Genomic DNA, 26,376 nt, shown 5'->3' on the forward strand with positions numbered 1-26,376 from the left:
CATGGACCGGCTTTCACCGGTAACCCGTATTTGCAAGGTTGGTTTCACTATGGAAAACGAACTCCACTTCATCGGTATTGATGTCGCCAAAGCTAAACTGGATGTCGATATTCTTCGCCCTGATGGCCGGCATCGTTGTAAAAAATTTGACAATACCCTCTCCGGACACGAAGCGCTGGTCCGCTGGCTTCGCGGCCATGACGTGAACCGTGCCCATGTCTGCATGGAGTCCACCAGCACCTACATGGAAGACGCGGCCGCGCATCTGAGTGATGCCGGGTATACCGTGTCCATCATCAACCCCGCCCTCAGTAAAGCTTTCGCACAGAGTGAGGGGTTGCGCAGTAAAACTGACAAAGTGGACGCCCGTATGCTGGCTCACTTCTGCCGGGAAAAACGCCCGTCAGCCTGGGAGGCCCCTCATCCGACAGAGCGGGCACTGAAAGCCCTGGTGTTAAGGCATCAGGCGCTGACAGAGATGCAGACGCAGGAGAAAAACCGGCGAGAAACCGCGCCGGAGGTTCAGCTGGCCAGCATTGATATCCTGCTGGGATGTCTGAGCGCGGAGCTGGCACGTATCGAAAAACAGATAAAAGACCTGACGGATAACGACCCGGATATGAAACGACGGCGGAAGCTGCTGAACAGTATCCCGGGCATCGGGGAGAAAACAGCGGCTGTTCTGCTGGCGTATACGGGCCTGAGGCTGAAGTTCGGTACAGCGCGGCAGTTCGCGGCGTATGCAGGACTGACGCCGGTGCAGCATGAGTCGGGAAGCAGCGTGATGCGGGCGAGCCGGATGAGCAAAGCGGGGCCGGTTCAACTGCGCAAGGCGTTATACATGCCAGCGTTATCGGCGCTGTACCATACGGCGTGGGGAAAAGCGTTCAGGAAAAGGCTGGAAGAGAGCGGAAAGCGGGCAAAAGTCATCATAGGGGCGATGATGCGAAAGCTGGCGCAGGTGGCTTATGGAGTACTGAAGTCAGGAAAGGCGTTCGATGCGTCACAGCATGAGCTGTTGATAGCGTAACAACGTTCCCTGAGAAAAAACGACAGCACCAGAGAGTGCTGTCTTTGGTGTGCCTGTCATCCGGGAGCCGGAGAAAGTATCGGCAACTAAAAATGGTTGCAGGCGTTCACAGTATCTACCGGACCTGCAGACGAGCTGTAAACCCGTAGCCCGGGCAAGGCGCGTTAAGCGCCGCCCCCGGGAAAAGAGCGCAGAGTGGGATAATTTCCCGGAGGCGATGCTGCGCATCTGTTCGGGCTACCGGACCTGCAACGAGCTGGAAACCCGTAGCCCGGGCAAGGCGCGTTAAGCGCCGCCCCCGGGAAAAGAGCGCAGAGTGGGATATTTTTCCGGAGGCGATGCTGCGCATCTGTCCGGGCTACCGGACCTGCAGACGAGCTGTAAACCCGTAGCCCGGGCAAGGCGCGTTAAGCGCCGCCCCCGGGAAAAGAGCGCAGAGTGGGATAATTTCCCGGAGGCGATGCTGCGCATCTGTTCGGGCTACCGGACCTGCAACGAGCTGGAAACCCGTAGCCCGGGCAAGGCGCGTTAAGCGCCGCCCCCGGGAAAAGAGCGCAGAGTGGGGTAATCTTCCGGAGGCGATGCTGCGTATCTGTTCGGGCTACCGGACCTGCAGACGAGCTGTAAACCCGTAGCCCGGGCAAGGCGCGTTAAGCGCCGCCCCCGGGAAAAGAGCGCAGAGTAGGATATTTTCCCGGAGGCGATGCTGCGCATCAGTCCGGGCTACTTGACCCGCGTCGAACTCGCCGGGCGATTGCTTTATGGCAATCCGCAGTAAGATGTTACTTCTTCTTCGACGGGTCGTTCTTCGGCCAGTCGTCATCGTCGTCCCACTTGTCGTTGAAGTCGCGATGCGGGGGCAGATCCGGTTTATTGTTGAGAAATTTTTTGTGGTCAACGCGGGTCAGATCTTTAATCACGTTGATCATCACGCCCACCAAAAATACCAACACCAGAACCCACCAGTATTTCGTTAGCCAATCCATGCGCTTACCTCTTCTCTATTGATGCCGTCAGGCGACCAGCTGTTCCATGATGCGTTGGTACATCCGCGCCAGCAGCTGGAGGTCGGCGGCATTCACACACTCGTTTATTTTATGAATGGTGGCGTTCACCGGCCCCAGTTCAACCACCTGCGCGCCCATACGCGCGATAAAGCGCCCGTCGGAGGTGCCGCCGTTGGTCAGCAGCTGCGGTTTTATTTCATTATAGTGCTCAATGGCGTTAACCACCGCATCAACCAGCTTACCGCGGCTGGTCAGGAACGGCTGGCCTGAGAGCCACCAGTCGACGCTGTAGCGCAGCGCGTACTTCTCCAGCAGCGCCACGACGCGCGCTTTAATCATTTCGTCGGTCAGCTCGGTGCTAAAGCGGAAGTTGAACTGGACGAACATATCGCCGGGAATTACGTTGTTGCTGCCGGTGCCGGACTGCACGTTAGCGATTTGCATACTGGTCGGCGGAAAGAACTCGTTGCCCTTATCCCATTCGATATTCACCAGCTCCGCCAGCATCGGCGCGGCGCGGTGCACCGGGTTATCGGCGAGATGCGGGTAGGCCACGTGCCCCTGTACGCCGTGAATGGTCAGGTTGCAGGTCAGAGAGCCGCGACGGCCGTTTTTCACCACATCGCCGACGACTTCGGTGCTGGAGGGTTCGCCGACCAGGCAATAATCCAGGCGCTCGTTGCGCGCCATCAGTGCTTCAACAACCTTAACGGTGCCGTTTTTCGCGCTGGCTTCTTCATCAGAAGTGATCAGGAAGGCCAGACGACCTTTATGATTTGGATACTGAGCGACAAAACGTTCGGCGGCGACGACCATTGCCGCGAGCGAGCCTTTCATATCCGCGGCGCCGCGGCCAAACAGCATGCCGTCGCGAATGGTGGGTTCAAAGGGGGGGTTAATCCAGCGATCGGCGTCCCCCGACGGGACGACATCGGTATGGCCGGCAAACGCCAGCGTTTCCCCGCGCCCGCGCCAGGCCCAGAAGTTTTGGGTATCCCCGAAATCCATCGGTTCAACGGTAAAGCCAATCGCACGCAGGCGTTCAATCATTAACGCCTGGCATCCCGCATCATCGGGGCTGAGGGAAGGGCGGCGAATAAGCTGCTGAGCCAGCTCAATGACCGGGCAAGACATAGACTACACCTCGTTAAACTGCTGATAACTTGATTCACTGAAACCCAGCAGCATAGGCTGACCGGGCGCGCAGAGCAATGGGCGTTTAATGATTGCCGGCATTTCCAGCATCAGTTTTGCCGCAGCGTCGGCGTTATTGATACCGGCGCGGACCGTTTCATCCAGCTTGCGCCACGTCGTCCCCCGGGTGTTAAGCAGGGCTTCCCAGCCGAGTTCAGCGATAAAGGTATCTAATAAAGTGCGATCCAGACCATCGACACGATAATCATGAAAGCGATATTCTATCTGCTGCGTCTCCAGCCAGCGGCGAGCCTTTTTTATGGTGTCGCAGTTTTTTATCCCGTACATGGTAAGCATGATTAAACCTTTTCCGTTGAATTAAACGATTGGCTAAGAATGTTCCGAATATATAAGCCCTGAATAAATAATACGTGAAATGCTTTAATAAATATCGTTTTTTCCCGTCGGGATATATTCATTGTTACATTTTGGCTGTTTTTTGAACGCCCCCTGACGGCGTTTCCTGGCCTCGAGGCGGATTCCGGTGATTCAGGCTGATGAACAAATGTTGCTAAATGTTGCTGTTGGTCACATTAAAATGCGCAAAATCGGCTCATAGTACTTACGAATGAAAGAGAACGTTCCGCAGGGGGTAATGAAAGTTATCAGTACGATAGCGCAAACAGGCTTTTAACCATCAATGAATTTGCATAAAATCACCCATAATAATAAGAGAGGCTATTATGATTGAACACGAACTGGGGAACTGGAAAGACTTTATCGAAGGCATGCTTCGTAAATAGTTTTCCGCAATAAAAGCATGGCGATTTCACAGGCAGAATAATAATGCAGTTGAAGCGACCACATGAAAAAGGCGACCTGTCCGGTCGCCTTTTCTGTTATTTGGCCCTGGCGAAAATATCGTCAGGGCGCGTCCCGATTATTGCGGCCGTTCCTTGAGCGGGAAGCGGCGGCGTACCAGCACAAAGAACAGCGGCACGAAGAAGATAGCCAGCACCGTGGCGGAAATCATCCCGCCCATCACCCCGGTGCCGACGGCATGCTGGCTGCCGGAGCCCGCCCCGGTGCTGGTGGCCATCGGCAGTACGCCGAAGATAAACGCCAGTGAGGTCATCAGGATCGGCCGCAGACGCTGGCGGCAGGCGGAGAGCGTGGCGGTAAGCAGATCTTCGCCTTTCTGATTCAGCTCATTGGCAAATTCGACAATAAGAATGGCGTTCTTCGCCGACAGGCCGATAACCGTCAGCAGGCCCACCTGGAAATAGACATCGTTTTCCAGTCCGCGCATCCAGGTCGCCAGCAGCGCGCCGATAACCCCCAGCGGCACCACCAGCATCACCGAGAACGGCACCGACCAGCTTTCATACAGCGCCGCCAGGCACAGGAACACCACCAGCAGCGAAATGGCGTACAGCGCCGGCGCCTGCGCCCCGGAGAGCCGCTCCTGATAAGACATCGCCGTCCATTCGAGACCAAAGCCGTTCGGCAACTGCTGGGCCAGCTCTTCCATAATCGTCATGGCGGTACCGGTACTGACGCCCGGCGCGGCTTCACCGACGATCTCTACCGCCGAGTAGCCGTTGTAGCGCTCCAGACGCGGCGAGCCGGTCTCCCAGCGCGAGGTCGCGAAGGCGGAGAAGGGCACCATCGTACCGCTGCTGTTGCGCACGTACCACAGGTTGATATCGTCCGGCAGCATGCGATACGGCGCGGCCGCCTGAACGTAGACCTTCTTCACGCGGCCGCGATCCATAAAGTCGTTGACGTAGCTTGACCCCCACGCGGTCTGCAGGGTGTCGTTGATATCGTCGATAGAGACGCCCAGCGCCTGCGCTTTACGCTGATCGATGTCCACCTGAAGCTGCGGACTATCGTCGAGGCCGTTGTGGCGGACGCGGGTGAGCTGGTTATTTTTGCCGGCCAGCTCCAGCAGGGTATCGCGGGCGGCCATCAGCGCTTCGTGTCCGTTGCCCGCGTGATCCTCCAGCTCCATATCGAAACCGGCGGAGCTGCCCAGACCGCTGATGGCCGGCGGACTGCTGGCAAAGACGCGCGCTTCTTTAATTTTGTTAAACGCTTTGGTTGCGCGTTCGATGATGGCAAAAGATGAACCGGTTGTGGGATCGCGTTCGTCCCAGTCCTTCAGGCGTACGAACATACGCGCCACGTTCTGGCCGTTGCCGCCGGGGCCGGAGCCGATGGTCGCGAACACCGATTCAACGTTTTGCTTCTCATTGTTCAGGAAGTAGTCTTCCGCCTGCTGCACCACCTTCAGGGTTTGCTGTTGGGTTGAGCCGCTCGGCAACTGCACCGAAGTGGTAAACATGCCGCGGTCTTCCAGCGGCAGGAATGACGTGGGCAGATGCAGAAACAGAAAGACCATCCCGCCCAGCAGCAGGACGTAGATCATTATCCAGCGCAGCGAACGATGAAGAATTTTGCCGACCGCGGTTTCGTAGCGGCTGGCGTTACGGTTAAACGTGCGGTTAAACCAGCCAAAAAAGCCCCGCTGCCCGTGGGTTTCGCCTTTATGAACGGGTTTAAGCAATGTGGCGCACAGCGCCGGGGTGAGGATCATCGCCACCAGCACCGACAGCACCATCGCCGAGACGATGGTAATCGAGAACTGGCGGTAGATCGCGCCGGTGGTGCCGCCAAAGAAGGCCATCGGCACAAATACCGCCGATAGCACCATGGCGATACCGACCAGCGCGCCCTGAATCTGCCCCATTGATTTTCGCGTCGCTTCACGCGGCGAGAGGCCCTCCTCGCTCATGATACGCTCGACGTTCTCTACCACCACGATGGCATCGTCCACCAGCAGGCCTATCGCCAGCACCACCGCGAACATGGTTAAGGTGTTGATGCTGTAGCCGCAGGCGTAAAGGACGGCAAAGGTTCCCATCAGCACCACCGGAACGGCGATGGTCGGGATCAGCGTGGCGCGGAAGTTCTGCAGGAACAGATACATCACGAGAAAGACCAGCGCGATGGCTTCAAGCAGCGTTTTCACAACGTCGGTAATCGACGCCTTAACGAATGAGGTGGTTTCGTAAGCGACTTTATATTCCAGGCCGTGCGGGAAATATTGCGACAGCTCGTTCAGACGGCTGATGACGCGTTCAGCGGTCGCCATTTCGTTTGCGCCAGAGGCCAGCTTAACCCCCAGCCCGGACGCCGCCTGGCGGTTGTAGCGGCTGAGGTAATCGTATTTTTCCGCCCCCATCTCGACGGTGGCGACGTCGCCAAGGGTAACTTCCGAACCGTCCTGATTAACCCGCAGGGTAATATCACGGAACTGTTCCGGCGTTTGTAACAGCGATTGTGAATTAATCGTCGCGTTGAGCGCCTGTTTATCCACCGACGGCGTGCCGCCCAGCTGGCCGACGGCGATCTGCGCGTTCTGCGAAGAGATGGCATCAGTGACGTCTTTCGCCGTCATCTGAAAGCTGTTGAGTTTGGCCGGATCGAGCCAGATGCGCATCGAATACTGCGAACCATAGGCGTCAATATCTCCGACGCCGTTGACCCGGCTGAGCGGGTCCTGAATATTACTGGCGACGTAGTCGGCGATATCCTGTTTATCCATACTGCCGTCGGTAGAGACGAAGGCGATCGTCAGGATATTGGTATCCCCGGTTTTACGCACCGTTACGCCCTGGTTCTGGACGGCCTGCGGCAGTTTACGCATCGCCGACTGTAGCTGGTTCTGCACCTGCTGGACCGCTTCATCCGGATCGGTCCCGGCGGTAAAGCTCAGCGTCACGGTGGCCTGGCCGGTGCCGCTGCTCTGGGATGACATATACATCAGGTTATCGAGGCCGGTCATATTTTGCTCGATAACCTGGGTGACCGTATTTTCCAGCGTCTGTGCCGAAGCGCCCGGATAGTTCGCTGTGATCCGTACGTTAGGCGGGGCAAGGTCGGGATATTGCTCAACGGGAAGCGACAAAATTGCGAGCGTACCGGTCAGGCATAAAAGTATTGCCAGTACCCACGCAAAAATGGGGCGATCGATAAAAAAATTCGCCATCAGAATTAGGACCTCATTTTGCACATTTTTTTGTTATTGCACAGCCTGTGACACTCTAGCGGCAAGCCCTCAGGCAATCGTGGAGAAAATAAGGAGATAGTGTAATTTATCGTGTGCCTTTTATGGCAGCGTAAAGAACTCTCTTTCTTCCTCTATCTGCTCCTTCTTTTCGGCGCGCCGCCGCGGTGGCGCATACGTAGCGCATTATTACTTAGCTAAATAAAACGTGATTTCATTTAAGTCAAAAAAATTGATCCACCTCGGGTTATTACCAAAAAATCGGCAACCTGTGCAAATGCACATTGTTCCGGCACCGTTTTGTCGGGTAATAGATAAGCATGCGAATTGAGGGGTTATTCACCACGAAGACTGAAGGATGTCATGAACCACTTTATTTTAAGCGATAGTCATAAGTGCATCGGATGCAAGGCTTGTGAAGTTGCCTGCGTCATGGCGCACAACGATGAGCAGCATGTTTTGACCCCGCAGCGTTTTTTGCCGCGCATTACGGTTATCAAAAACGAGCAAAAACGTAACGCCGTAACCTGCCACCATTGTGAAGGGGCGCCGTGCGCCCGCAGTTGTCCCAATGGCGCCATCAGCCAGCTTAACGACAGCGTCCAGGTTAATCAGGAGAAATGCATCGGCTGTAAATCCTGTATGGTTGCCTGCCCGTTTGGCGTGATGCAAATCGTCCTGACGCCGGTACAGGAGGAGAGGGTCAAAGCGACGGCGCATAAATGCGATTTGTGCAGCGGTCGCGAAGAGGGGCCCGCCTGCGTACAAAACTGCCCGGCCGAAGCGCTGGTGCTGGCAACGGACAGCACGCTGGTGAATCTGGCGAAACAGCGGCGTCAGCGCGCGGCGCGTCTTGGCCACCCCGGTGCGGCGATGGCGCCTTGCTCCGCAGGCAAAGTCGCGCAGATGGCCGCGACGCCGCCGCGCGGCGAGCCCGACAAGCTATCCGCCGAGGCGCGTAAGGCCAATTTTAGCGAAATCTATCTGCCGTTCAGCGCCGGGCAGGCCAACCGCGAGGCGGAGCGCTGCCTGACGTGCGGCGAGCACAGCATTTGTGAATGGACCTGTCCGCTGCATAACCATATTCCGCAGTGGATTGAACGCGTGAAAGAGGGGGATATTTCCGCCGCCGTGGAGCTTTCTCACCAGACCAACTGCCTGCCGGAAATTACCGGCCGCGTCTGCCCGCAGGATCGCCTGTGCGAAGGGGCCTGCACGCTGCGCGATGAGCACGGTTCGGTGACTATCGGCAACATTGAACGCTATATCTCCGACCAGGCGCTGGCCAACGGCTGGCGGCCGGATCTTTCTCAGGTCGTTGAAAGCGGCAAGCGGGTGGCGATTATCGGCGCGGGTCCTGCCGGGCTCGCCTGCGCCGACCGTCTGGTGCGTAACGGCGTGAGTCCGGTGGTCTTTGACCGTCACCCGGAAATTGGCGGTCTGCTGACCTTTGGTATTCCTGCCTTTAAGCTGGATAAATCTCTGCTTGCCCGGCGGCGGGAAATCTTTACCCAGATGGGCGTGCGCTTTGAGCTGAACTGCGAGATAGGCAAAGATATCCCGCTGACGACGCTGCTTGATGACTATGACGCGGTATTTATTGGCGCCGGAACCTATCGCTCGATGAAAGCGGATCTGCCGAATGAAGACGCGCCCGGCGTATATGACGCGCTGCCGTTCCTGATAGCCAACACCAAACAGGTGATGGGGCTGCTTGAGCTGCCGGAAGAGCCTTACGTCAACACCGAAGGGCTGAACGTCGTGGTGCTCGGCGGCGGCGATACGGCGATGGACTGCGTGCGTACCGCGCTGCGCCACGGCGCGAAGCAGGTTACCTGCGCCTATCGTCGCGATGAAGCCAATATGCCTGGTTCGAAGAAAGAGGTGAAAAACGCGCGCGAAGAGGGGGCGCAGTTTGAATTTAACGTCCAGCCGGTCACCCTGGAGCTGAACGAAAAGGGACACGTCAACGGCGTACGCTTTCTGCGTACCCGGCTGGGCGCGCCGGACGCTCAGGGGCGCCGCAGCCCGTCGCCAATCCCCGGAAGCGAGTTTGTCATGCCCGCCGACGCGGTGATCATGGCCTTTGGTTTCCATCCGCACGGTATGCCGTGGCTGGAATCGGTGGGCGTTAAGCTCGATAGCCGGGGTCGAATCAAGGCCAATGTGGAAAGCCGCTACCGCTACCAGACCACCCATCGCAAAGTGTTTGCCGGCGGCGATGCGGTGCGTGGCGCCGATCTGGTGGTGACCGCCATGGCGGAAGGCCGCCACGCGGCGCAGGGGATAATGGACTTCCTCGAGGTTAAATCGATTCCGCTTCACTGACGACAAAGCGGGCTTCACAGCGTAGTATGGAATCGTCATTTCACGCTGTGGGGCTCGTATGTCACTCAATATCAACATTATCAAAGATAAAATCCTCTCCGAAAACTGGTTCCTTTTGCGCAACATGACCTATGAACTGACGCGCAGCGACGGCAGCGTGGTTCGCCATAGACGCGAAGTCTACGATCGCGGCAACGGCGCTACCATCTTGCTGTATAACCGCCATAAGCAGACCGTCGTGCTGGTTCGCCAGTTCCGCATCGCGACCTGGATAAACGGCAACGAAGACGGGATGCTGATTGAAACCTGCGCCGGGCTGTTGGACAGCGATGAGCCGGAGGAGTGCGTGCGCAAAGAAGCCATTGAAGAGACCGGTTTCGAAGTGGGTGAAGTGCGCAAACTGTTTGAACTGTTTATGTCGCCCGGCGGCGTCACCGAGCTTATCTATTTCTTTATTGCCGAATATAACGATACTCAGCGGGCCAACGATGGCGGCGGCGTTGATGATGAAGATATTGAGGTGCTGGAGCTCCCTTATCATCGGGCGCTGGAGATGATGGCGAACGGGGAGATCCGCGATGGCAAAGCGGTGATCCTGCTGCAATATTTGCAAACCTCCGGGCTGATGAACGGGGATCTCTGATAAATCCGATTGAGTAAAACCTCGCCGCTGGTGAACATAGCCGCTGTGTATGGCGTTTTCTCCGGGGTTGTGCCGCTCATGTTGCATCGGGTTATTTTGTTTCTGCTTTTCGGTTTACTGCCGACGTCGCTGGTGCGGGCGGCGCCGGCACAACAGCTCTTCAATGACTGGCAGGTAACCTGCAACAATCAGAACTTCTGCGTGGCCCGCAACGTCGGGCTGCATCACGGCCTGGTCATGACCCTCACCCGCAGCGCCGGGGCGGCTACCAGCGCCAGCCTGCGCATTGAACTCGGCGGCGTGGGCAATCCGGTCGCGGCGCTGGCGCCGATTGCGCCGCGCCTTCGCCTCGATGGTAAACCCCTGTCTTTGGGCGATAAACATTGGCAGATCGCCGACAAACTGCTTGAAACCGACGATAGCGTCACCATTGATGCCTTTCTGCAGCAGGTGCAGGCAGCAAAGGCGATAACCCTCGAAAATGGCCTGCAGGCCATCTCTTTACAGGGGCTGAAAGCCGCCCTGCTGTTTATCGATAGCCGGCAGAAGCGCGTGGGGAGCGAAACCGCGTGGGTAGGGAAGGGGGAAGAGCCGCCGCTCAGCGTTCCGCCCGCCCCGGCGCTGCGCTCGGTGGCGAGAATCGACGTGGCGGAGTCCCCCCTCAGCCGCGATGAACTTAACGATCTCATGGATTATGGCAACGAGCGCATGAACAGCAGCGCCTGTTCGCTGGATCCGTTTCGCCGCGAGGTGCGGGTTGCCGCGCTGACCGACGATAGGGTGCTGCTGATGACCAGCTGCGAAGCGGGCGCCTACAACACCATTTGGCTGGCCTGGCTGGTGTCGCGCCAGCGGCCGTATATTGCTCATCCGGTACGGCTCACTCTGCCTTTCCAGCCCCCCGGCGACGGGCCGCGCGATGTCGAACTGGTAAACGCCCGCTACGACGATCGACGCCAGGAACTGGTGACGCTGGATAAAGGGCGCGCGCCCGGCGACTGCGGGACGCAAACGCGCTGGCGCTATGACGGCCAGCGGTTTAGCCTGGTACGCTACGCGCGGCAGCCGCAGTGCGATAACTGGCAGGGGCCAGACGCCTGGCCCACGCTCTGGGTTACCCGTTCAGTACCTCGTCCCCCACGGTAACGATATGCTCAACCGTAAAGCCGAAGTAAGGGAAGAGCTTATCCGCGGGGGCCGATTCACCGTAGCCGGTCATGCCGACGATTTTGCCTTTTAGCCCCACATACTTATACCAGTAGTCGGCGATGCCGGCCTCAACCGCGACGCGGGCGCTGACGTCCGACGGCAGGACCGATTCCCGGTAGGCTTCCTCCTGGGCATCAAACACGTCGGTCGATGGCAGGGAAACCACGCGCACGTTCACCCCTTTGGCCAGCAGCTTCTCCGCCGCCAGCACGGTGATCTCGACTTCCGAACCGGTAGCTATCAGGATCAGGTCCGGCTTGCCGCCAGCGTCCTTCAGCACGTAGCCGCCGCGGGCGATATTCTGTACCTGCTCCGGCGTGCGCGCCATTTGCGCCAGATTTTGCCTTGAGAGGATCAGCGCCGTCGGCCCGCTGTGACGTTCGACCGCCAGCTTCCACGCCACCGCGGCCTCCACCTGATCGCACGGTCGCCAGGTGCTGAAGTTTGGCGTCAGGCGCAGGCTGGCCAGCTGTTCTACCGCCTGGTGCGTCGGACCATCTTCGCCGAGACCGATGGAGTCGTGGGTATAGACCATGATTTGCCGCGCTTTCATCAGCGCCGCCATACGCGCCGCGTTGCGGGCATATTCGACGAACATCAGGAAGGTGGCGGTATAGGGGACAAACCCGCCGTGATGCGCGATGCCGTTGGCGATGGCCGTCATCCCAAACTCGCGTACGCCGTAGTGGATATAGTTACCCGCCGGATCCTCTTTCAGCGAAGTCGATCCTTTCCAGATGGTCAGGTTGCTGGGCGCGAGGTCAGCGGAGCCGCCCAGCAGTTCCGGCAGATGCGGGCCGTAGGCATCGAGGGCATTTTGCGAAGCTTTGCGGGTGGCGATTTTCGCCGGGTTAGCCTGCAGATCGGCAATATACTTCCGCGTCGTTTCATTCCACGACTCAGGCAGTCCGCCGCTCATGCGCCGCGTAAACTCCGCCGCCAGCTGCGGATGGGCCTGCTGATAGGCGGCAAACTTCTCCTCCCAGCTTTTCTGCGCCTTTTGTCCCTTTTCACGCGCGTCCCAGGCCCGGTAGATCTCTTTCGGGATCTCAAACGCCGGGTGATGCCAGCCCAGCTGCTGGCGCGCCAGCGCCACTTCCTGTTCTCCCAGCGCCGCGCCGTGGGCCTCTTCTTTCCCGGCTTTATTCGGCGAACCAAAGCCTATCACCGTACGGCAGATAATCAGCGAGGGTTTGTCCTTCACGCTCTGGGCTTCCAGAATCGCTTTCTTCACGGCTTCGGGGTCGTGGCCGTCAATTTCATGCACCACATGCCAGTGATAGGCCTCAAAGCGTTTTGCCGTGTCATCGGTAAACCAGCCTTTGGTTTCGCCATCAATGGAAATGCCGTTGTGGTCGTAGAAGCCGATCAGCTTGCCCAGTCCTAACGTCCCCGCCAGAGAGCACACTTCGTGAGAAATCCCCTCCATCAGGCAGCCATCGCCCATAAACACGTAGGTGAAGTGATCGACGATCTCATGATCTGGCTGATTAAACTGGGCCGCCAGCGTGCGCTCGGCGATAGCCAGGCCCACGGCATTCGCCAGTCCTTGCCCCAGCGGACCGGTGGTGGTTTCCACTCCCGGCGTATAGCCAATCTCCGGGTGGCCCGGGGTTTTTGAATGCAGCTGACGGAAGTTTTTTATCTCTTCGATGGGCAGGTCATAGCCCGTCAGATGCAGCAGGCTGTAAAGCAGCATCGACGCGTGGCCGTTGGAGAGAATAAAGCGGTCGCGATCGTACCATTGCGGGTTTTCAGGATTGTGCTTGAGGAAATCGTTCCATAGCACCTCGGCGATATCGGCCATACCCATTGGCGCGCCGGGGTGGCCGGAGTTGGCTTTCTGGACTGCATCCATACTCAGGGCGCGGATGGCGTTGGCTAGTTCTCTACGGGACATAATGTGCTCCTGAAACAATAGGTTACATGAGTTTTTATTGGATTAGGATAGAGAGGGTGATGAGTTGCATAACTAAAAAGCATAGCAGACGGGGCTATCATTGCTTCTGAAACTAAGTTACATAAACAATATAAATCGATAACAAATATAACTTTGTTATGGCGAGAGTTTGGCGGTGTTCAAAGTTTACGAAGCCGTCAGGCGAGATACTAGGTGGCCCTTTAGGGTGAACACCAGGTACGCGATAACGTTTCACCCCCTACGATCGATACGTGAAAGGAACGATAAAATGGATGAGCAGTTAAAACAAAGCGCCCTTGATTTCCACGAATTCCCGGTCCCCGGAAAAATCCAGGTCTCCCCGACCAAACCGCTGGCTACCCAACGCGATCTGGCCCTGGCCTACTCGCCGGGCGTCGCCGCGCCCTGCCTGGAAATCGAGAAGGATCCGCTGGCAGCCTATAAATATACCGCGCGCGGCAACCTTGTGGCGGTGGTCTCCAACGGCACGGCCGTTCTGGGGCTGGGCAATATCGGCGCGCTGGCCGGTAAGCCGGTGATGGAAGGCAAAGGCGTTCTGTTTAAAAAATTCGCTGGTATCGATGTGTTCGATATTGAAGTCGATGAACTGGACCCGGACAAATTTATCAACGTCGTCGCGGCGCTGGAGCCGACCTTCGGCGGTATCAACCTTGAAGATATTAAAGCGCCGGAGTGCTTCTACATCGAGCAAAAGCTGCGCGAGCGCATGAATATTCCGGTTTTCCATGACGATCAGCACGGGACGGCGATTATCAGTACCGCGGCGATTCTTAACGGTCTGCGGGTGGTGGAGAAAAACATCTCCGACGTGCGGATGGTGGTCTCCGGCGCGGGCGCGGCGGCGATTGCCTGTATGAACCTGCTGGTGGCGCTGGGGATGCAGAAACACAACATCGTGGTCTGCGACTCGAAAGGCGTTATCTATAAGGGCCGCGAGCCGAATATGGCGGAGACGAAAGCGGCCTATGCGGTCGAAGACAGCGGCAAACGCACGCTGGATGACGTGATTGACGGGGCGGACATTTTCCTCGGCTGCTCGGGCCCGAAAGTGCTGACTCAGGAGATGGTGAAGAAAATGGCCCGCGCGCCGATGATTCTGGCGCTGGCTAACCCGGAGCCGGAGATTCTGCCGCCGCTGGCGAAAGAGGTGCGCTCCGACGCCATTATCTGTACCGGCCGCTCCGACTATCCGAACCAGGTGAACAACGTGCTGTGCTTCCCGTTCATCTTCCGCGGCGCGCTGGACGTCGGCGCAACGGCGATTAACGAAGAGATGAAGCTGGCGGCGGTGCACGCGATTGCCGAGCTGGCGCACGCTGAACAGAGCGAAGTGGTGGCCTCCGCCTACGGCGATCAGGATCTGAGCTTCGGCGCGGAATATATCATTCCGAAGCCGTTCGACCCGCGGCTGATCGTCAAGATTGCTCCGGCAGTAGCGAAAGCGGCGATGGACTCCGGCGTCGCGACCCGCCCGATCGCCGATTTTGATGCGTACATCGAGAAGCTCAGCGAGTTCGTCTACAAAACGAACCTGTTTATGAAGCCGATTTTCTCGCAGGCGCGCAAAGAGCCGAAGCGGGTGGTACTGGCGGAAGGCGAAGATACCCGCGTACTGCACGCGACTCAGGAGCTGGTCTCCCTTGGGCTGGCGAAACCGATTCTGATCGGTCGTCCCGGCGTCATTGAGATGCGCATCCAGAAACTGGGACTGCAGATCAAAGCCGGGGTTGATTTTGAGATCGTCAATAACGAATCCGATCCGCGTTTCAAAGAGTACTGGAATGAATATTACACCCTGATGAAGCGGCGCGGGATCACCCAGGAGCAGGCGCAGCGGGCGGTGATCAGCAACACTACGGTCATTGGCGCGATCATGGTGCAGCGCGGCGAAGCCGATGCGATGATCTGCGGCACCATCGGTGACTATCACGAGCACTACAGCGTCATTCAGCCGCTGTTTGGCTACCGCGAAGGGGTTCATGCGGCCGGGGCGATGAACGCGCTGCTGCTGCCGAGCGGCAACACCTTTATCGCCGACACCTACGTCAACCACGATCCCTCGCCGGAGCAAATTGCCGAGATCACCCTGATGGCGGCAGAAACCGTTCGTCGATTCGGGATTGAACCGCGGGTGGCGCTGCTGTCGCACTCGAACTTTGGTTCCTCGGACTGCCCGTCCGCCAGCAAAATGCGCCAGGCGCTGGAGCTGGTGAAGGCGCAGGCGCCGGAGTTGATGATCGATGGCGAAATGCACGGCGATGCCGCGCTGGTGGAAAGCATTCGTAATGAGCGGATGCCGGACAGCCCGCTGAAAGGTTCGGCCAATATTCTGGTGATGCCGAATATGGAAGCAGCGCGTATTAGTTACAACTTACTTCGCGTCTCCAGCTCTGAAGGCGTCACCGTCGGACCGGTGCTGATGGGCGTCGCAAAGCCGGTGCATATCCTGACGCCAATTGCTTCGGTACGGCGTATCGTGAATATGGTCGCGCTGGCGGTTGTTGAAGCGCAAACTCAGCCGCTGTAATTTTCATTTAATTATTTCAGGCGCGGGAATTCTCCCGCGCTTTTTTATTTCTGTTTATAAGTGATCTATCTCACCTTTCAAATCAACTTGCCGAATTTTGTTATTTACTCCAGCGGAAACTTGTCACGATAAGCGCAAGTTTTAGCGGAGCGGTGAGCCATGGATAAAGAACGCATCATTCAGGAATTTGTACCCGGCAAGCAGGTGACGCTGGCGCATCTGATTGCGCACCCTGGGGCAGAACTGGCGAAAAAGATCGGCGTTCCCGAATCCGGCGCTATCGGCATTATGACCTTAACCCCTGGAGAAACCGCCATGATCGCCGGTGATTTAGCGATGAAGGCCGCCGATGTGCATATCGGTTTTCTCGACCGGTTTAGCGGCGCGCTGGTGATTTACGGCTCGGTCGGCGCGGTAGAAGAGGCGCTGCTGCAGACGGTGAGCGGGCTTGGCCGATTATTAAATTACACCCTCTGCGAGTTAACCAAAAGCTAATTAGAGGCGGCAATGAAACGTATTGCATTTGTCGGTACGGTGGGCGCGGGAAAAACAACGCTATTTAATGCGTTGCAGGGAAATTATTCCCTCGCGAGAAAAACGCAGGCCGTGGAATTTAACGAGAAAGGCGATATTGACACCCCGGGGGAATATTTCAGCCATCCGCGCTGGTACCACGCATTAATTACCACGCTGCAGGATGTCGATACGTTGATTTATGTCCACGCGGCAAATGATACCGAAAGTCGCTTACCCGCCGGGCTACTGGATATTGGCGCGAATAAACGACATATCGCCGCGATCAGCAAAACGGATATGCCGGACGCCGACGTCGCCGCGGTGCGGCAACTGCTGTACGGGATGGGGTTTCAGGAGCCGATTTTCGAACTCAACGCTCACGACCCGCAAAGCGTAGAGCATCTGGTGAATTACCTGAGTGAGCTCAGCCAAAAGGAGGAAGGGGCAGGTGAAGAAACTTATCACAGCTAACGATATTCGTGCGGCCCACGCGCGAGGCGAAGAGGAAATATCGGTTGTGCTGCGCGCCAGCATCATCACCCCGGAAGCCCGCGAAGTTGCGGAGCTGCTGGGCGTCGCCATCCAGGAGTGCGATGAATCCGCGCCAGAGCCGGCAGTCCCGGCGGCAGAGGAAAAAACCGAAAGCCAGCGCATTCGCGAAACCATTATCGCGCAGCTGCCGGAAGGGCAGTTTACCGAAAGCCTGGTGGCGCAGCTGATGGAAAAAGTGATGAAGGAGAAGCAGTCGCTGGGAATGGACGCGATGCAGCCCAGCTTTAAGGCGGTCACCGGTAAAGGCGGCGTAAAGGTCATTGACGGCAGCAGCGTGAAATTCGGCCGCTTCGACGGTGCCGAACCGCACCGCGTCGGCTTAACGGATTTGGTCACCGAGCAGGACGGCAGCAGCATGGCCGCCGGGTTTATGCAGTGGGAAAACGCCTTCTTCCCCTGGACGCTGAACTATGACGAGGTCGACATGGTGCTGGAGGGCGAACTCCACGTGCGCCATGAAGGCGAAACCATGGTGGCCAAAGCCGGGGACGTGATGTTTATCCCGAAAGGTTCGAGCATAGAATTCGGCACGCCGTCGACCGTGCGCTTTCTGTACGTCGCCTGGCCTGCGAACTGGCAATCGCTATGAAAGATTTTATTACCGAAGCCTGGCTCAGAGCGAACCATACGCTCAGCGAAGGGGCAGAAATTCATCTGCCCGCCGACGCCCGTCTGACGCCTTCGGCCCGGGAGCTGCTGGAAAGCCGCCGTCTGCGCATTAAGTTTCTCGACGAGCAGGGCAGCCTGTTTGTCGATGACGACGCGCAGCAGCCGCAGCCGGTACACGGTTTAACCAGCAGCGGTACGCATCCGCAGGCCTGCTGCGAACTGTGCCGCCAGCCGGTAGACAAAAAACCGGACACCCTGACCCATCTGACGGCGGAAAAAATGGTCGCCAAAAGCGATCCGCGGCTGGGCTTTCGCGCCGCCCTCGACGCCACCATCGCCCTGGCGGTATGGCTGCAAATCGAACTGGCGGAGCCCTGGCAGCCCTGGCTGGCGGATATCCGCTCGCGCCTGGGCAATATTATGCGCGCCGACGCCGTGGGTGAACCGCTGGCGGCGCAGTCTATCGTCGGGCTGAACGAGGATGAACTGCATCGCCTTTCCCACCAGCCGCTGCGCTATCTCGACCACGATCATCTGGTGCCGGAAGCCGGCCACGGCCGCGATGCCGCGCTGCTCAATCTGCTGCGAAGCAAAATACGCGAAACGGAAACGGTCGCCGCGCAGGTCTTTATTACCCGCAGTTTTGAGGTCTTACGTCCGGACATTCTGCAGGCGCTCAACCGCCTCTCCAGCACCGTCTACGTGATGATGATTTTAAGCGTGGCGAAACATCCGCTAACCGTCAGTCAGATCCAACAGCGTCTGGGAGGGGAGCAATGATTATTCAACGCGCCCGTCAACTGGCTTTGCGTTCGCCCGCCCGGGTGGTGTTTGCGGACGCGCTGGATATCCGCGTCCTCAAAGCGGCGCACTACCTCCAGCAGCAGGGGCTGGCAAAGCCGATTTTGATCGCCAGCCCTTTTGCCCTGCGCCAGTTCGCCCTCAGCCACCGCCTGCCGATGGACGGTATGCAGATCGTCGACCCGCACAGCAACCGGCAAATGCGCGAAGCGTTTGCCCGGAGCTGGCTTGCCCGCGCCGGAGAAAAAACGCCGCCGGACGCGGAGGAAAAACTCAACGACCCGCTGATGTTCGCCGCCGCCATGGTCAGCGCCGGGAAGGCCGACGTGTGTATTGCCGGCAATCTCTCCTCGACGGCGAACGTGCTGCGCGCCGGATTACGCATTATTGGCCTTCAGCCGGGCTGCAAAACGCTGTCGTCGATCTTTCTGATGCTGCCGCAGTACGTCGGACCGGCGCTGGGATTTGCCGACTGCAGCGTGGTGCCGCAGCCGACGGCGGCGCAGCTGGCGGATATCGCCATCGCCAGCGCGGAGACATGGCAGGCCATTACCGGCGAGGAGCCGCGGGTGGCGATGCTGTCGTTTTCCAGCAGCGGCAGCGCCCGTCATCCCAACGTCGCCAACGTACAGCAGGCCACAGAGATCGTGCGTCAGCGCGCTCCGCAGCTGATGGTGGATGGCGAACTGCAGTTTGACGCCGCCTTCGTACCGGAGGTCGCCGCGCAAAAAGCACCCGCCAGTCCGCTGCAGGGGCGGGCCAACGTGATGGTTTTTCCGTCGCTGGAAGCCGGCAACATCGGCTACAAAATCGCCCAGCGCCTGGGCGGCTATCGTGCGGTCGGGCCGCTGATTCAGGGGCTGGCCGCACCGCTCCACGACCTCTCCCGAGGCTGTAGCGTGCAGGAAATTATCGAACTGGCGTTAGTGGCAGCCGTGCCGCGCCGGAGTGACGTAAGCGGCGAGTGCCGCTTACCCACGCAGGTTGAATGAACGGTCCCGTTCTGGACCCCCTTAAGTAAGAGGAAAACACAATGGAAGCATTAGGAATGATTGAAACCCGGGGCCTGGTTGCGCTGATTGAGGCCTCTGATGCGATGGTGAAAGCCGCGCGCGTGAAGCTGGTTGGCGTGAAGCAGATTGGCGGCGGTCTGGTGACCGCGATGGTGCGCGGCGACGTGGCGGCCTGCAAAGCCGCTACCGATGCCGGCGCCGCTGCGGCGCAGCGCATCGGCGAGCTGGTATCGGTGCACGTGATTCCGCGTCCGCACGGCGATCTGGAGGAGGTGTTCCCCATCAGTTTTAAAGGCGACAGCAACATCTGATGGTCGGGCCGGATAAGACGCGCCAGCGTTGCCCTCCGGCATTAACGCGCGCCATTGCCTGATGGCGCTGCGCTTATCCGGCCCACGACTTACCACGCAATTCAGGGAGGCGGTATGAAACTGGCAGTCGTCACGGGACAGATTGTCTGCACCGTCCGCCATCAGGGGCTGGCGCACGACAAGCTGCTGATGGTGGAGATGATTGATGCCGCGGGCAAGCCCGACGGGCAGTGCGCCGTCGCCATCGACAGCATCGGCGCGGGGCCCGGCGAATGGGTGCTGCTGGTGAGCGGAAGCTCGGCGCGACAGGCACACCGCAGCGAGGCGTCTCCTGTCGATTTGTGCGTCATCGGTATCGTCGATGAAGCGGTGGCCGGCGGTCAGGTGATTTTCCATAAATAGGACTGAACATCATGAATCAACAGGATATTGAACAGGTGGTGAAAGCGGTACTGCTGAAAATGACGGCCAGCAGCCAGCCGGACGACGCCGTTCATGAGATGGGCGTCTTTGCCTCCCTGGATGACGCCGTCGCGGCGGCAAAGGTGGCCCAGCAGGGGCTGAAAAGCGTGGCGATGCGCCAGCTGGCGATTCACGCCATCCGTGAGGCGGGCGAAAAACACGCCAGAGAATTAGCGGAGCTTGCCGTCAGCGAAACCGGCATGGGTCGCGTTGAAGATAAATTTGCCAAAAACGTGGCCCAGGCGCGCGGCACGCCGGGCGTGGAGTGCCTCTCTCCGCAGGTGCTCACCGGCGATAACGGCCTGACGCTGATTGAAAACGCGCCCTGGGGCGTGGTGGCCTCGGTCACCCCCTCCACCAACCCGGCGGCGACGGTAATTAATAACGCCATCAGCCTGATTGCCGCGGGCAATAGCGTGGTGTTCGCCCCGCATCCGGCGGCGAAAAGGGTTTCCCAGCGGGCGATTATGCTGCTCAACCAGGCGGTGATTGCCGCGGGCGGTCCGGCCAATCTGCTGGTCACCGTGGCGAACCCGGACATCGAAACGGCCCAGCGGCTGTTTAAGTACCCCGGTATTGGCCTGCTGGTAGTCACCGGCGGTGAAGCGGTGGTGGAGTCCGCGCGCAAGCATACCAATAAACGTCTGATTGCCGCCGGCGCCGGTAACCCGCCGGTAGTGGTTGACGAAACGGCAGACCTGGCGCGCGCCGCGCGGTCCATCGTCAAAGGCGCCTCGTTTGATAACAACATCATCTGCGCCGACGAAAAGGTGCTGATTGTGGTCGATAGCGTCGCCGACGAGCTGATGCGCCTGATGGAAGGCCAGCAGGCGGTGAAGCTCAGCGCGGCCCAGGCCGAGCAGCTTCAGCCGGTGCTGCTGAAGAATATCGATGAGCGCGGCAAAGGTACGGTCAGCCGTGACTGGGTGGGACGTGACGCGAGCAAGATTGCCGCCGCCATCGGCCTGAACGTGCCGCCGCAGACGCGCCTGCTGTTCGTGGAAACCCCGGCCAGCCATCCATTTGCCGTGACGGAACTGATGATGCCGGTGCTCCCTGTCGTACGGGTGGCCAGCGTCGATGACGCTATCGCGCTGGCGGTGCAGCTGGAGGGCGGCTGCCACCACACGGCGGCGATGCACTCGCGCAATATCGACAACATGAATCAGATGGCGAACGCCATTGATACCAGCATTTTCGTTAAAAACGGGCCGTGCATCGCCGGGCTCGGGCTGGGCGGAGAGGGCTGGACCACCATGACCATCACCACGCCAACCGGGGAGGGGGTGACCAGCGCGCGCACCTTCGTTCGCCTGCGGCGCTGCGTGCTGGTGGATGCCTTCCGAATTGTATAAGGGATGACTCATGGCACACGACGAACAACGTTGGCTCACCCCCAGACTGCAAAAAGCGGCCGCCCTGTGTAATCAGACGCCTGCCGCCAGTGAATCACCGCTGTGGCTGGGCGTGGATTTAGGCACCTGCGACGTGGTGTCGATGGTTGTCGACAGCGAAGGGCAGCCGGTGGCGGTGTGTCTGGACTGGGCTGACGTCGTGCGTGACGGCATCGTCTGGGATTTCTTCGGCGCCGTCACCATCGTGCGCCGCCATCTCGATACGCTCGAACAGCAGCTTGGCTGTCGCTTCAGCCACGCGGCGACCTCGTTTCCGCCGGGCACCGACCCGCGTATTTCGATCAACGTACTCGAATCTGCCGGGCTGGAAGTTAGCCACGTGCTGGATGAACCGACCGCGGTGGCGGATCTGCTACAGCTCGACAACGCGGGCGTGGTGGATATCGGCGGCGGCACCACCGGGATCGCTATCGTCAAAAGGGGCGAGGTGACGTACTCCGCCGATGAAGCGACCGGCGGTCACCATATCTCCCTGACCCTTGCCGGTAACCGCCGCATGCCGCTGGAAGAGGCGGAGCAGTACAAGCGCAGCAACGTCCAGGAGATCTGGCCGGTGGTGAAGCCGGTATACGAAAAGATGGCTGAGATTGTTGCTCACCATATCGAAGGCCAGGGCATTGCTGATTTATGGCTGGCGGGCGGCTCCTGTATGCAGCCGGGCGTGGACGCGCTGTTTCGCAAGCGCTTCCCGGAATTACGGGTGCATTTACCGCAGCACAGCCTGTTTATGACCCCGCTGGCGATAGCCAACAGCGGGAGAGAGAAAGCGGAGGGAATCTATGCAAGCTGAACTGCAGACGGCGCTCTTTCAGGCATTCGATACCCTGAATCTGCAGCGGGTGAAAACCTTCAGCGTGCCGCCGGTGACGCTGTGCGGCCTCGGCGCGCTGAGCGCCTGCGGTCAGGAAGCGCAAGCGCGAGGCGTAAGCCATCTGCTGGTGATGGTCGACAGTTTCCTGCATCAGGCGGGAATGACCGCCGGGCTTGCGCGCAGCCTGGCGATGAAGGGGGTGGCGATGACCGTCTGGCCCTGTCCGCCGGGAGAGCCGTGCATTACCGACGTCTGCGCGGCGGTGGCGCAGCTGCGCGAATCGAAGTGCGACGGCGTGGTGGCCTTTGGCGGCGGTTCGGTGCTGGACGCGGCGAAAGCGGTCGCGCTGTTGGTCACCAACCCGGAGCAGACGCTCAGCGCGATGACGGAAAGCAGCGTACTGCGCCTGCGTCTGCCGCTCATTGCGGTGCCGACCACCGCCGGAACCGGCTCGGAAACCACCAACGTGACGGTGATTATCGATGCGGTCAGCGGGCGCAAGCAGGTGCTGGCCCACGCCTCGCTCATGCCGGACGTGGCGATTCTCGACGCCGCCCTGACCGAAGGCGTTCCGCCGCCAGTGACGGCGATGACCGGGATTGACGCGCTGACCCACGCCGTTGAGGCGTACAGCGCGCTCAACGCGACGCCCTTCACCGATAGCCTGGCGCTTGGCGCGATAGCGATGATCGGCCAGGCGCTGCCGAAGGCCGTGGGCTACGGCCACGACCTCGCCGCCCGCGAAAGCATGCTGCTGGCTTCCTGTATGGCGGGAATGGCCTTTTCCAGCGCGGGTCTGGGTTTGTGTCATGCGATGGCGCATCAGCCCGGCGCGGCGCTGCATATTCCACACGGGCAGGCCAACGCCATGCTGCTGCCGACGGTAATGCGGTTTAACCGCATGGTATGCCGCGAGCGTTTCAGCCAGATCGGCCGGGCGCTGACCGCTAAAAAAACTGACGACCACGAGGCTATTGCCGCCGTTGAGGCGCTGATCGCCGAAGTCGGCCTGAGCAAACGACTCTCTGACGCCGGGGCGAAGCCCGAACATTTCAGCGCATGGGCGCAGGCGGCGCAGGAGGACATTTGTCTGCGCACCAATCCACGCACCGCCACCCGGGAGCAGATTATCGATCTGTACGCGGCGGCGCGCTGATGCGGCCATTTTCCCGGAGGCGTGTGGCTGTCCCGGCTCGCGCTGCGCTTAGCCGGACTACAGGATCGCAGCCGTCTGCTATTCCGTAGCCCGGGTAAGGCGTTCACGCCGCGACCCGGGAAAGCCCCCGGAGCGTGGTTAATGCCCCGGCGTTCACAGTATCTACAAATCATAAATGACAGGGAGTAAAGGCTATGGGAATTAACGAAATCATCATGTACATCATGATGTTCTTTATGCTGATTGCCGCCGTGGACAGGATCCTGTCGCAGTTTGGCGGCTCGGCGCGCTTTCTCGGCAAGTTTGGCAAAAGCATCGAAGGATCCGGCGGCCAGTTCGAAGAGGGGTTTATGGCGATGGGCGCGCTGGGCCTGGCGATGGTCGGGATGACCGCGCTGGCGCCGGTACTGGCGCACCTGCTCGGGCCGGTGATAATTCCGCTGTATGAAATGCTCGGCGCCAACCCGTCGATGTTCGCCGGAACGCTGCTGGCCTGCGATATGGGCGGCTTCTTCCTCGCTAAAGAGCTGGCGGGCGGCGACGTGGCGGCGTGGCTCTATTCCGGCCTGATCCTCGGGGCGATGATGGGGCCGACGCTGGTGTTCTCCATTCCGGTCGCGCTCGGCATCATCGAGCCCTCCGACCGCCGCTACCTGGCGCTGGGCGTGCTGGCCGGGATCGTCACGATTCCAATCGGCTGCATCGCCGGCGGCCTGGTGGCCATGTACTCCGGCGTGGAGATTAACGGACAGCCGGTGGAGTTCACCTTCGCGCTGATCCTGATGAATATGATCCCGGTGCTTATCGTCGCGGTGCTGGTGGCGCTGGGGCTGAAGTTTATTCCGGAAAAAATGATCAACGGCTTCCAGATCTTCGCCAAATTTCTGGTGGCGCTGATCACCATCGGCCTGGCCGCGGCGGTCATCAAGTTCCTGCTCGGCTGGGATCTGATCCCGGGGCTCGACCCGATCTTTATGGCTCCCGGCGACCAGCCCGGCGAGGTGATGCGCGCCATTGAAGTCATTGGCTCGATCTCCTGCGTGCTGCTCGGCGCTTATCCGATGGTGCTGCTGCTGACCCGCTGGTTTGAAAAGCCGCTGATGCGCGTCGGTAATCTGCTGAAAATCAACAATATGGCTGCCGGCGGGATGGTGGCGACGCTGGCCAACAACATCCCGATGTTCGGCATGATGAAGCAGATGGATACCCGCGGCAAAGTCATCAACTGCGCGTTCTCCGTCTCCGCCGCTTTCGCGCTGGGCGACCACTTAGGCTTCGCCGCTGCCAACATGAACGCCATGATCTTCCCGATGATCGTCGGCAAGCTGATCGGCGGCGTCACCGCCATTGGCGTAGCGATGCTGCTGGTGCCGAAAGATGAAAACGCACCGGCGGCGGCAACAACCGAAGCGGAGGCGCAATCGTGAAAACTCGCCAGCTGCTGAGCGTCGGTATCGATATCGGCACCACCACCACTCAGGTGATCTTCTCCCGCCTTGAGCTGGTTAACCGTGCGGCGGTGTCGCAGGTGCCGCGCTACGAATTCATCAAACGCGAAATTAGCTGGCAAAGCCCGGTCTTCTTTACCCCGGTTGATAAACAGGGCGGTCTGAAGGAGGCCGAACTCAAGGCGCTGATTCTGGCGCAGTACCAGGCTGCCGGGGTTGCCCCCGAATCGGTGGACTCCGGGGCGATCATTATCACCGGCGAAAGCGCGAAAACCCGTAACGCAAGGGCGGCGGTGATGGCGCTCTCGCAGTCGCTCGGCGACTTTGTGGTGGCCAGCGCCGGGCCGCATCTGGAGTCGGTGATTGCCGGTCACGGCGCCGGGGCGCAAACCCTTTCTGAACAGCGGATGTGCCGGGTGCTGAACATTGATATCGGCGGTGGTACTTCAAACTACGCGCTGTTTGAAGCGGGAAAAATCAGCGCCACCGCCTGCCTGAACGTTGGCGGGCGCCTGCTGGAGACCGACGGCCAGGGGCGGGTGGTTTATGTCCATCAGCCGGGACAAATGATCGTCGATGAGGTTTTTGGCGCAGGCGCCGATGTGCGCGCGTTGAGTGCTTCGCAGTTAGCGCAGGTAGCGCGGCGGATGGCGGAGCTGATCGTCGAAGTTATCGACGGCACGCTCTCTCCGCTGGCGCAACGGCTGATGCAAACCGGCCTGCTGCCCGCAGGCGCGGTACCCGAGGTGATAACCCTTTCCGGCGGAGTGGGCGAGTGCTACCGCAACCAGCCCGCGGATCCGTTCTGTTTTTCTGATATTGGGCCACTGTTGGCCACGGCGCTGCATGAACATCCGCGGCTGCGGGAGATGAACGTGCAGTTCCCGGCGCAAACCGTACGCGCCACGGTGATTGGCGCCGGCGCGCACACGCTCTCGCTTTCCGGCAGCACCATCTGGCTGGAGGGGGTTCAGCTCCCGCTGCGCAATCTGCCGGTGGCGATCCCGCTTGATGAAGCCGATCTGCTGAGCGCCTGGCAGCAGGCGCTGATGCAGCTCGATCTGGATCCGGGATCGGATGCTTACGTGCTGGCGCTTCCTGCTTCGTTGCCGGTGCGCTACGCCGCCCTGCTGGTGGTGATTGACGCGCTGCTGGCTTTTGTCGCGCGCTTTCCCAACCCGCATCCCCTGCTGGTGGTGGCCGAGCAGGACTTTGGCAAAGCGCTGGGCATGCTGCTGCGCCCGCAGCTGCAACAACTCCCGCTGGCGGTCATCGATGAGGTGAGCGTACGGGCGGGGGACTATATCGACATTGGTACGCCTCTTTTTGGCGGATCGGTTGTGCCGGTGACGGTGAAATCACTCGCATTTCCTTCCTGAGGGAACGACTT

At 59.5% G+C, this 26,376-nt stretch carries 23 protein-coding genes and 1 pseudogene; 19 read left to right on the top strand and 5 right to left on the bottom strand.

Annotated features, from left to right (window positions below; translation table 11 throughout):
* The first annotated feature begins 49 nt into the window (after positions 1-49).
* Both JLG71_RS07265 and JLG71_RS07270 read left to right on the top strand, forming a co-directional pair.
* Complete coding sequence (locus tag JLG71_RS07265; protein ID WP_032747738.1) at positions 50-1,030, top strand: IS110 family RNA-guided transposase; 981 nt, start codon at positions 50-52, stop codon at positions 1,028-1,030.
* A 316-nt stretch (positions 1,031-1,346) separates the two neighbouring features.
* Positions 1,347-1,562: a hypothetical protein gene (locus tag JLG71_RS07270; RefSeq protein WP_128334640.1), complete on the top strand. Its 216-nt coding sequence runs from the start codon at positions 1,347-1,349 to the stop codon at positions 1,560-1,562.
* A 250-nt stretch (positions 1,563-1,812) separates the two neighbouring features.
* Here the strand turns inward: JLG71_RS07270 and JLG71_RS07275 are convergent, their stop codons facing one another.
* Genes JLG71_RS07275 through JLG71_RS07285 form a run of 3 tightly spaced genes read right to left on the bottom strand, consistent with a single transcriptional unit; the run spans position 1,813 to position 3,528 of the window.
* The gene (locus tag JLG71_RS07275; protein ID WP_004123464.1) at positions 1,813-2,016 is read right to left on the bottom strand and encodes a YpfN family protein; all 204 of its coding nucleotides are present in this window, start codon (positions 2,014-2,016) and stop codon (positions 1,813-1,815) included.
* A 27-nt stretch (positions 2,017-2,043) separates the two neighbouring features.
* Positions 2,044-3,171 carry a succinyl-diaminopimelate desuccinylase gene (gene dapE / locus JLG71_RS07280; protein WP_004853076.1) on the bottom strand — a complete coding sequence of 376 codons (1,128 nt, stop codon included), beginning with the start codon at positions 3,169-3,171 and terminating at the stop codon, positions 2,044-2,046.
* A gap of 3 nt (positions 3,172-3,174) precedes the next feature.
* Positions 3,175-3,528 carry an ArsC family reductase gene (locus tag JLG71_RS07285; RefSeq protein ID WP_004853073.1) on the bottom strand — a complete coding sequence of 118 codons (354 nt, stop codon included), beginning with the start codon at positions 3,526-3,528 and terminating at the stop codon, positions 3,175-3,177.
* Positions 3,529-3,914: 386 nt separating this feature from the next.
* Between JLG71_RS07285 and ypfM the strand changes: the two genes are divergently transcribed.
* On the top strand, positions 3,915-3,974 hold the full coding sequence (ypfM, locus tag JLG71_RS07290) for a protein YpfM (protein WP_100181659.1): 60 nt from the start codon (positions 3,915-3,917) through the stop codon (positions 3,972-3,974).
* 137 nt (positions 3,975-4,111) lie between these two features.
* Here ypfM and acrD read toward each other — a convergent pair whose 3' ends face one another.
* Positions 4,112-7,225, bottom strand: a complete 3,114-nt coding sequence (gene acrD / locus JLG71_RS07295) for a multidrug efflux RND transporter permease AcrD (protein WP_004853071.1) — start codon at positions 7,223-7,225, stop codon at positions 4,112-4,114.
* Positions 7,226-7,606: 381 nt separating this feature from the next.
* Between acrD and aegA the strand changes: the two genes are divergently transcribed.
* The 3 genes and pseudogenes from aegA (at position 7,607) to JLG71_RS07310 (ending at position 11,360) form a co-directional block, all read left to right on the top strand.
* The gene (gene aegA / locus JLG71_RS07300; RefSeq protein WP_025106618.1) at positions 7,607-9,571 is read left to right on the top strand and encodes a formate-dependent uric acid utilization protein AegA; all 1,965 of its coding nucleotides are present in this window, start codon (positions 7,607-7,609) and stop codon (positions 9,569-9,571) included.
* 58 nt (positions 9,572-9,629) lie between these two features.
* Positions 9,630-10,227, top strand: a pseudogene (gene nudK / locus JLG71_RS07305) (GDP-mannose pyrophosphatase NudK).
* A 65-nt stretch (positions 10,228-10,292) separates the two neighbouring features.
* Positions 10,293-11,360 (top strand): DUF1176 domain-containing protein, encoded by a 1,068-nt coding sequence (locus tag JLG71_RS07310; protein WP_032720557.1) that lies wholly within the window; start codon positions 10,293-10,295, stop codon positions 11,358-11,360.
* Here the strand turns inward: JLG71_RS07310 and tkt are convergent.
* The gene (gene tkt, locus JLG71_RS07315; protein ID WP_042945780.1) at positions 11,329-13,323 is read right to left on the bottom strand and encodes a transketolase; all 1,995 of its coding nucleotides are present in this window, start codon (positions 13,321-13,323) and stop codon (positions 11,329-11,331) included. The genes JLG71_RS07310 and tkt overlap by 32 nt on opposite strands.
* A 289-nt stretch (positions 13,324-13,612) precedes the next feature.
* Here tkt and maeB point away from each other — a divergent pair, with 289 nt between their 5' ends.
* From maeB to eutA, 13 genes are all read left to right on the top strand, one after another.
* The gene (maeB, locus tag JLG71_RS07320; protein ID WP_004853066.1) at positions 13,613-15,892 is read left to right on the top strand and encodes an NADP-dependent oxaloacetate-decarboxylating malate dehydrogenase; all 2,280 of its coding nucleotides are present in this window, start codon (positions 13,613-13,615) and stop codon (positions 15,890-15,892) included.
* Positions 15,893-16,051: 159 nt separating this feature from the next.
* Positions 16,052-16,387 carry an ethanolamine utilization microcompartment protein EutS gene (gene eutS / locus JLG71_RS07325; RefSeq protein ID WP_004123425.1) on the top strand — a complete coding sequence of 112 codons (336 nt, stop codon included), beginning with the start codon at positions 16,052-16,054 and terminating at the stop codon, positions 16,385-16,387.
* A gap of 12 nt (positions 16,388-16,399) precedes the next feature.
* Complete coding sequence (gene eutP / locus JLG71_RS07330) at positions 16,400-16,879, top strand: ethanolamine utilization acetate kinase EutP (RefSeq protein ID WP_009654912.1); 480 nt, start codon at positions 16,400-16,402, stop codon at positions 16,877-16,879.
* Positions 16,857-17,549: an ethanolamine utilization acetate kinase EutQ gene (gene eutQ / locus JLG71_RS07335; protein WP_014230335.1), complete on the top strand. Its 693-nt coding sequence runs from the start codon at positions 16,857-16,859 to the stop codon at positions 17,547-17,549. Before eutP ends, eutQ begins: the two co-directional genes overlap by 23 nt.
* Positions 17,546-18,349: an ethanolamine utilization cob(I)yrinic acid a,c-diamide adenosyltransferase EutT gene (eutT, locus tag JLG71_RS07340; protein ID WP_014839175.1), complete on the top strand. Its 804-nt coding sequence runs from the start codon at positions 17,546-17,548 to the stop codon at positions 18,347-18,349. The genes eutQ and eutT overlap by 4 nt, the downstream gene beginning before the upstream one ends.
* Positions 18,346-19,362 (top strand): phosphate acetyltransferase, encoded by a 1,017-nt coding sequence (gene pta, locus JLG71_RS07345; RefSeq protein ID WP_014230333.1) that lies wholly within the window; start codon positions 18,346-18,348, stop codon positions 19,360-19,362. The genes eutT and pta overlap by 4 nt, the downstream gene beginning before the upstream one ends.
* Before the next feature lie 41 nt (positions 19,363-19,403).
* Entirely contained in the window at positions 19,404-19,694 is a 291-nt protein-coding gene (gene eutM / locus JLG71_RS07350; protein ID WP_000387720.1) for an ethanolamine utilization microcompartment protein EutM, read from the top strand.
* A gap of 114 nt (positions 19,695-19,808) precedes the next feature.
* The gene (gene eutN / locus JLG71_RS07355; RefSeq protein WP_004853058.1) at positions 19,809-20,096 is read left to right on the top strand and encodes an ethanolamine utilization microcompartment protein EutN; all 288 of its coding nucleotides are present in this window, start codon (positions 19,809-19,811) and stop codon (positions 20,094-20,096) included.
* An 11-nt stretch (positions 20,097-20,107) separates the two neighbouring features.
* Complete coding sequence (locus JLG71_RS07360) at positions 20,108-21,511, top strand: aldehyde dehydrogenase family protein (RefSeq protein WP_004853056.1); 1,404 nt, start codon at positions 20,108-20,110, stop codon at positions 21,509-21,511.
* Between the two features lie 10 nt (positions 21,512-21,521).
* Positions 21,522-22,361 (top strand): ethanolamine utilization protein EutJ, encoded by an 840-nt coding sequence (eutJ, locus tag JLG71_RS07365; protein WP_032750859.1) that lies wholly within the window; start codon positions 21,522-21,524, stop codon positions 22,359-22,361.
* The gene (gene eutG, locus JLG71_RS07370; RefSeq protein WP_200914034.1) at positions 22,351-23,538 is read left to right on the top strand and encodes an ethanolamine utilization ethanol dehydrogenase EutG; all 1,188 of its coding nucleotides are present in this window, start codon (positions 22,351-22,353) and stop codon (positions 23,536-23,538) included. Before eutJ ends, eutG begins: the two co-directional genes overlap by 11 nt.
* Before the next feature lie 194 nt (positions 23,539-23,732).
* On the top strand, positions 23,733-24,965 hold the full coding sequence (gene eutH / locus JLG71_RS07375) for an ethanolamine utilization protein EutH (protein WP_004114356.1): 1,233 nt from the start codon (positions 23,733-23,735) through the stop codon (positions 24,963-24,965).
* Positions 24,962-26,365 carry an ethanolamine ammonia-lyase reactivating factor EutA gene (gene eutA / locus JLG71_RS07380; protein ID WP_200914035.1) on the top strand — a complete coding sequence of 468 codons (1,404 nt, stop codon included), beginning with the start codon at positions 24,962-24,964 and terminating at the stop codon, positions 26,363-26,365. Before eutH ends, eutA begins: the two co-directional genes overlap by 4 nt.
* The last annotated feature ends 11 nt before the right edge of the window (positions 26,366-26,376 follow it).

Origin of the sequence: Klebsiella michiganensis (assembly GCF_015139575.1) — a bacterium.
Taxonomy (GTDB): Bacteria; Pseudomonadota; Gammaproteobacteria; order Enterobacterales; family Enterobacteriaceae; genus Klebsiella; species Klebsiella michiganensis.

Excerpts from the sequence above, each read along its gene's own strand:
- JLG71_RS07265 (WP_032747738.1), top strand. The coding sequence starts at position 50 with ATGGAAAACGAACTCCACTTCATCGGTATTGATGTCGCCAAAGCTAAA.
- JLG71_RS07275 (WP_004123464.1), bottom strand. The coding sequence starts at position 2,016 with ATGGATTGGCTAACGAAATACTGGTGGGTTCTGGTGTTGGTATTTTTG.
- dapE (WP_004853076.1), bottom strand. The coding sequence starts at position 3,171 with ATGTCTTGCCCGGTCATTGAGCTGGCTCAGCAGCTTATTCGCCGCCCT.
- JLG71_RS07285 (WP_004853073.1), bottom strand. The coding sequence starts at position 3,528 with ATGCTTACCATGTACGGGATAAAAAACTGCGACACCATAAAAAAGGCT.
- acrD (WP_004853071.1), bottom strand. The coding sequence starts at position 7,225 with ATGGCGAATTTTTTTATCGATCGCCCCATTTTTGCGTGGGTACTGGCA.
- aegA (WP_025106618.1), top strand. The coding sequence starts at position 7,607 with ATGAACCACTTTATTTTAAGCGATAGTCATAAGTGCATCGGATGCAAG.
- JLG71_RS07310 (WP_032720557.1), top strand. The coding sequence starts at position 10,293 with ATGTTGCATCGGGTTATTTTGTTTCTGCTTTTCGGTTTACTGCCGACG.
- tkt (WP_042945780.1), bottom strand. The coding sequence starts at position 13,323 with ATGTCCCGTAGAGAACTAGCCAACGCCATCCGCGCCCTGAGTATGGAT.
- maeB (WP_004853066.1), top strand. The coding sequence starts at position 13,613 with ATGGATGAGCAGTTAAAACAAAGCGCCCTTGATTTCCACGAATTCCCG.
- eutS (WP_004123425.1), top strand. The coding sequence starts at position 16,052 with ATGGATAAAGAACGCATCATTCAGGAATTTGTACCCGGCAAGCAGGTG.
- eutP (WP_009654912.1), top strand. The coding sequence starts at position 16,400 with ATGAAACGTATTGCATTTGTCGGTACGGTGGGCGCGGGAAAAACAACG.
- eutT (WP_014839175.1), top strand. The coding sequence starts at position 17,546 with ATGAAAGATTTTATTACCGAAGCCTGGCTCAGAGCGAACCATACGCTC.
- pta (WP_014230333.1), top strand. The coding sequence starts at position 18,346 with ATGATTATTCAACGCGCCCGTCAACTGGCTTTGCGTTCGCCCGCCCGG.
- eutM (WP_000387720.1), top strand. The coding sequence starts at position 19,404 with ATGGAAGCATTAGGAATGATTGAAACCCGGGGCCTGGTTGCGCTGATT.
- eutN (WP_004853058.1), top strand. The coding sequence starts at position 19,809 with ATGAAACTGGCAGTCGTCACGGGACAGATTGTCTGCACCGTCCGCCAT.
- JLG71_RS07360 (WP_004853056.1), top strand. The coding sequence starts at position 20,108 with ATGAATCAACAGGATATTGAACAGGTGGTGAAAGCGGTACTGCTGAAA.
- eutJ (WP_032750859.1), top strand. The coding sequence starts at position 21,522 with ATGGCACACGACGAACAACGTTGGCTCACCCCCAGACTGCAAAAAGCG.
- eutG (WP_200914034.1), top strand. The coding sequence starts at position 22,351 with ATGCAAGCTGAACTGCAGACGGCGCTCTTTCAGGCATTCGATACCCTG.
- eutH (WP_004114356.1), top strand. The coding sequence starts at position 23,733 with ATGGGAATTAACGAAATCATCATGTACATCATGATGTTCTTTATGCTG.